The organism is Parendozoicomonas sp. 209JJ7-1 (genome assembly GCF_058147085.1).
On record NZ_JBYVJU010000036.1, the window covers coordinates 1 to 4222 of the forward strand.

At 49.1% G+C, this 4222-nt stretch carries 7 protein-coding genes; 3 read left to right on the plus strand and 4 right to left on the minus strand.

Features of this window, described 5'->3' with window-relative positions; genetic code table 11:
- A partial coding sequence (locus ACY2RQ_RS18875) for an AraC family transcriptional regulator ligand-binding domain-containing protein (RefSeq protein WP_490114560.1) occupies nucleotides 1-662 on the minus strand: 662 nt, incomplete at its 3' end.
- Between ACY2RQ_RS18875 and ACY2RQ_RS18880 the strand changes: the two genes are divergently transcribed.
- Nucleotides 663-1682, plus strand: coding sequence for a pyridoxamine 5'-phosphate oxidase family protein (locus ACY2RQ_RS18880; protein ID WP_490114561.1), 1020 nt, complete (start codon nucleotides 663-665; stop codon nucleotides 1680-1682).
- A 242-nt stretch (nucleotides 1683-1924) separates the two neighbouring features.
- Here ACY2RQ_RS18880 and ACY2RQ_RS18885 read toward each other — a convergent pair whose 3' ends face one another.
- A complete protein-coding gene (locus tag ACY2RQ_RS18885; RefSeq protein ID WP_490114562.1) occupies nucleotides 1925-2512 on the minus strand; it encodes a hypothetical protein in 588 nt (195 codons plus the stop codon).
- 45 nt (nucleotides 2513-2557) lie between these two features.
- Between ACY2RQ_RS18885 and ACY2RQ_RS18890 the strand changes: the two genes are divergently transcribed.
- Nucleotides 2558-2794, plus strand: coding sequence for a phage terminase large subunit family protein (locus ACY2RQ_RS18890; protein ID WP_490114563.1), 237 nt, complete (start codon nucleotides 2558-2560; stop codon nucleotides 2792-2794).
- 78 nt (nucleotides 2795-2872) lie between these two features.
- On the opposite strand, the gene ACY2RQ_RS18895 is transcribed toward ACY2RQ_RS18890, so the two are convergent.
- On the minus strand, nucleotides 2873-3226 hold the full coding sequence (locus ACY2RQ_RS18895) for a VOC family protein (RefSeq protein ID WP_490114564.1): 354 nt from the start codon (nucleotides 3224-3226) through the stop codon (nucleotides 2873-2875).
- Nucleotides 3227-3264: 38 nt separating this feature from the next.
- A complete protein-coding gene (locus ACY2RQ_RS18900; RefSeq protein WP_490114565.1) occupies nucleotides 3265-3468 on the minus strand; it encodes a DUF2905 domain-containing protein in 204 nt (67 codons plus the stop codon).
- Here ACY2RQ_RS18900 and ACY2RQ_RS18905 point away from each other — a divergent pair.
- Nucleotides 3467-4165 (plus strand): major capsid protein, encoded by a 699-nt coding sequence (locus ACY2RQ_RS18905; RefSeq protein ID WP_490114566.1) that lies wholly within the window; start codon nucleotides 3467-3469, stop codon nucleotides 4163-4165. The genes ACY2RQ_RS18900 and ACY2RQ_RS18905 overlap by 2 nt on opposite strands.
- The last annotated feature ends 57 nt before the right edge of the window (nucleotides 4166-4222 follow it).

Genomic DNA, 4222 nt, shown 5'->3' on the forward strand with positions numbered 1-4222 from the left:
CAAAAGCCAGCACCGAGAACTTGGATTTTCTCTCCACAGAAAAACTCAGCCCAGGTGATAAGGGCGCTCATGCTGCGCTCTACAGCCGGAATGGGGTAACGGCTGTCTAAAAACTGGAAAGCCAGGCGAAGCCTTTTGCCCAAGACTTCCAGTGTCCATTGCTCTGACGGATTGAGGAGGGAGATGTGCTTCTGAAATGTGCTGAAGGCCTGTCCTAGCTTTTCACAGTGGGAAATCCAGTTGGCCAGGATGCCCTTGGCTTGGGGGTTAACCTTGCGGCCAATGAGCAAGCCCACCCCAGAGGTTTCATGGGGTATCTCAGCCTCTTGCCATAACCTGATGAGTTCAGCTTCAGGCAAACGCTCCTCTTCAATGATGAGGTTCGACTCTTTGTGCTGGCGTCGAATGACCAAATCCCAGACAAGAGGGTAATGAGTTGAAAGCCTGTTTTCAGCAAGAAATTGTCTTTCAAGCAGCTCGTTCGCAAGATCCAACACAGCAATCGCAGATACAGTACGCATGTGATTGGTGGCGTGATCCATTTCTTCTCTCGGGTTGAAAGTTCTTTTTGAAACGAAAGGCTCTGTTTCTGAAACCGTTGGACATACGCATCCAGAGGCGTGGATTTTAACATTGTCTACTCTTTCGGAGCGAGACAGCATATGAATTCACAATCCTCGATAAAAGACCTTGGGGCATTAAGGAGAATTATCCCTTCACCTCCGGCGATGTTACATAAGCGCATCCTCCCGGCTCTGGATAATTATTGTCGAGAGTTTATCGGAATATCTCGTTTGGCTGTCCTGGCCTCTGTGGATGATTCATTGGGCTTTGACTTTCTGCCTTGTGGTGACGATTTGGCAGTATTATCGGATCAGGATCTTGTTTTCCGCTTACCGAATAATTCCCATATCAAGGATGTCCCGCAAGAGTGCCAGGGGAGTCTCTATTTTCTGGTGCCTGGTATCGGTCATGGTTTGCGCATCAATGGCTGTGCTTATAGAGAAGGGAAAAGAATCCACTTCCAAATTACCGCCGTGTATTTTCACTGTGCCCGTTCCAAGGTGCGAGGTGATTTGTGGAAAACTGGTATAGAGAACAGGGTGCTTTCTTTTGGTCAACCCTGTCGTGGAAGCTCTTTATCGCAATCAGCTAAAAGTTTCATTCAGTCATCACCTTGGCTGTTATTGCAAACACAAAACCGGAGCGGTGATACAGAGCTTTCCCCTCGTGGTGATCCAGCCGGTTTCGTCCGAGTGATTGATGACAGAACACTGTTATTGCCTGAGCGTCCAGGTAATAAGGTGGCAGCCAGTCTGAGTAACATTTTGGAAAATGAAAATGTCGCTCTGCTCTTCCTTATACCAGGGCAGGCTTGGACTCTGCAGTTATTTGCTTCTGCGCGGCTGATCTCTGCAAAGCATCAGCTTGAGCCGTTGAGTGTGAACGGGAAACCACCAAAGGTTGGGATTGAGTTGTTTTTGAAAAGCTGGAGGCTCGACGATGAAAGCCTGCTGCAGGACAGCGGTCTTTGGAATATAAAGAATTTCTACACAAAAGATGCTGTTACACCTTTTCCGAAGGTAATAGCAGAGCATATGAATGGCTCTGGTGTTCTTGGGAAGCTATCCACGCCGATTGTTAATGCCATAGTCAAAAAGGATTTGAAAAATCTTTATTGAAAGGGGGGTAATAAGGGGGCTGTCTCACTTTAGCGACTGCTCACTCCTCCATCCATAAAATCCGCCAATGACCGGCCACCAATATCTTGCCCCGTCATTATTTTTTCTGACTATCTGGGGACAGCATGGTCAACCGCAGTATTCGAGAAACATAGCTTTCGTTCTGCTGGTAATGGGAGGCCAGGGCTTTCACATCCGAAAACTCTCCTTCTTCCTCCTGCCAGTTAAGGAAGACGCCTACCTTACGGGGCGGGTAGTGCGGGATACGCTACTGGCCATTCCGGACCGATTGTCAGATGTTCTGGCAGCTGAGACAAACCCTCAGCAGATAAGGCAAACCTTGATGGATGGACTGGAGCAAGCGCTTTATCAGCTTTCAGATTCATGGAAGTGAAAAGTGTCGTAAGGTCAGTAACCGTCTTGGCAATAGACGGGGTGGAGGCGGTCTCCAGCCATCCCAAGACTTCATCACGGAGGTGGTCATCTGTTTGATTAAGGAGCCACGTAACGAGATAGGGGTTCTTTTCAAGCAGCCTTTTTACACCAGCATCCTGGTCTGCCAGTTGGCAGATCTCATCAATGGTGCGCTCATTCAATATTTTCTGTTTGAGTGAAATACCGGATTGTTCAACATAATGAGCTACAAGAAACTTTCTAGCGTCTACAACTCTGACTGTTCGTAACCAGTTGTATTTATGACTGCCCTTCTTTTTATCTGATTTAGTTATACCTCCGGATATACGTGCCGGGACAGCAGGAACCAGAAGGTGGCTATGTTGTTGTTTCTGAGAGCAGCGAGACATAAAGAATTCCTTTTCTTGTGTTGTCATTATGCAGGAGAGATTTAGGGAACAATATTCGACCAAAGGTGGAGTATGACCCCATATACCAAAGGATTACTCCTGGGGTTGCAGCCTGATACCCGCCTGACCGTATTGGAATGGGCAGATGAGCACCGTATTCTGCCCATCAACCTGGCGATCAAGCGAACGGCGACGTTTTCCCGCAACCGTAAGATTCTGATGGTGTCTACGCCCAATATTGCCGGGAGCAGCAAAATTGAAACAGTACAGCAGTTTCTCCGGGATGGAGAAGCGCCTCACAGCCATTGAGCAAGAGCTGGCCAAGCAGAATAAACGCCCCCGGCAGTACGGAATTTATTCCAGCCGGGGAATATTCTGATCAGAACATTATGAGTCAGACCAGACTGCCAGCTCATTGCCACCAGGCTCGGCAAAATGGAACCGTCGGCCGCCCGGGAAGCTGAAAATTTCTTTGACAATAGTGCCGCCAGCAGTACGGATTTTTTCCAGAGTACTTTCCAGACCCTTGCTGTAGAGCACGATTAAGGCAGCTCCCTGAGCAGCAGTGGAAACAGCATCAGCACGATAAAAACCGCCCATCAAACCTTGATGGTCAAAAGCCGTGTATTCCTCGCCATAGTCTGTAAATGACCAGCCAAAGGTGTCGGTGAAGAACTGCTTGGTTGCCGGTAAATCTTTTGAGGGCCACTCGACGTAATCAATTTTCTCGTGTGCAGGCATGCTGCGTATTCCTGTTCAAAGGGTGATGGCTGCGGGGTTTATCGCCACAGGTTGGCAATTAGGGTTAAAGCCAGGCTGATAACAATCATGGAGGTCAGGGGAATAAAGACCTCTGTCCTGCCGCTTTTCCAGCGCAGATCACCGGGCAGGTGGCCAAACCAACTCAGCAAACCGGGAGCGAAATGCAGAGCAAGACCCGTAACCAGAATGGCCAGTCCTACGATCATCAAGAGCTTTGCCATGGCCTGGTTCTCCAGACTGTTCCGGGTAAAACAATGGCGTATTCCTCTGAAGGATGCAACCGAATATGAGGCAGGGGATTCGACAGAAACTGGCTGGGTTTCTGCTCAAACGGCTGGTCAATGCCTCCTGCACCGCAGCAGGCCAAGATCGTCGGGCCATCAGCTGGATGGCTCCCCGCTAGACGACGCTCTGGGTGTCACCATGTATTCCCGGTTCCATGGGTTCTGTGGTACGGAGTTTTACGACTCACTGATTGGCCATCCTTATGCGAAAGAGTCCTACCAGCGCTATCAGGCAGGAGCCATGTTCCGCAATGACTTCAAGGAAGGCTTCCCGTTTATCGAACCCGATGAAGCTTATGTCTTCCCCATGGGTTCCAATATTTTCCGCACCTGGTTTGGCCCTGCCGATTTTGTGGAAACCACTAACCAGATTGGTTTGCCCCTCTATGCCAAGCAGAAGCCTCTGGACTTTGATAAAGGCATTCAGTTGTATACCCAGTCAAACCCGCTGCCTCTGTGTCTGAAACCCCGGGCGGTAATCAAGTGCACTAATGATGCTCAGGAAGGCAAATCCTTTGCGATTCGAGTACACCGGGCCAAGTTCTCACCGGTGCAGAGCCCAATCGGGTTGCCACATCCATCTGGGTTAAACCGGCTTCCTTTCGGGCTTCTTTCAATACAACACCGAACTTGAAAGCTTCAAAACCTTCATCAAAACCTTCAGCAAATTCGGTGTCAGATGCTTTTCTTT

Bases quoted from the DNA above. Each gene is read 5' to 3' on its own strand.
- ACY2RQ_RS18880 (WP_490114561.1), top strand. From the start codon at position 663: ATGAATTCACAATCCTCGATAAAAGACCTTGGGGCATTAAGGAGAATT.
- ACY2RQ_RS18885 (WP_490114562.1), bottom strand. From the start codon at position 2,512: ATGACAACACAAGAAAAGGAATTCTTTATGTCTCGCTGCTCTCAGAAA.
- ACY2RQ_RS18890 (WP_490114563.1), top strand. From the start codon at position 2,558: ATGACCCCATATACCAAAGGATTACTCCTGGGGTTGCAGCCTGATACC.
- ACY2RQ_RS18895 (WP_490114564.1), bottom strand. From the start codon at position 3,226: ATGCCTGCACACGAGAAAATTGATTACGTCGAGTGGCCCTCAAAAGAT.
- ACY2RQ_RS18905 (WP_490114566.1), top strand. From the start codon at position 3,467: ATGGCCTGGTTCTCCAGACTGTTCCGGGTAAAACAATGGCGTATTCCT.
- ACY2RQ_RS18900 (WP_490114565.1), bottom strand. From the start codon at position 3,468: ATGGCAAAGCTCTTGATGATCGTAGGACTGGCCATTCTGGTTACGGGT.